The sequence below is a fragment of the Arthrospira sp. PCC 8006 genome, assembly GCF_046480465.1.
Classification (GTDB): Bacteria; Cyanobacteriota; Cyanobacteriia; order Cyanobacteriales; family Microcoleaceae; genus Limnospira; species Limnospira platensis.
Window position 1 is genome coordinate 1 of sequence record NZ_PKGG01000648.1, and the last position, 290, is coordinate 290.

Here is a 290-nt window from a genome sequence, read left to right on the forward strand (position 1 = left end):
CACACCTACACCTTCGGAACCGACACCCACACCAACTCCCACGCCGACTCTACCCAGTGCAGATCATGTTTTTGAGGGTGGCGACGGTACTAGTTTAATCTTGGGAACAGAAGGAAATGATTTGCTCTATGGTGGGGGTGGTAACAATACCCTCTATGGTTTTACGGGGAATGACACTCTTATCGGAGGTGGGGGTAATGATCTCCTGTATGTGGGTCAAAATAACGACTTCTTAGATGGAGGAAATGATAACAATACCCTCTATGGCGGTTGACATGATGACACCCTAT

The 290-nt window shown here is 47.6% G+C and carries 1 protein-coding gene; it reads left to right on the top strand.

Annotated features, from left to right (window positions below; all coding sequences use genetic code 11):
* A partial coding sequence (locus tag B9T16_RS29730; RefSeq protein ID WP_410246499.1) for a calcium-binding protein occupies positions 1-274 on the top strand: 274 nt, incomplete at its 5' end.
* Positions 275-290 lie beyond the last annotated feature (16 nt).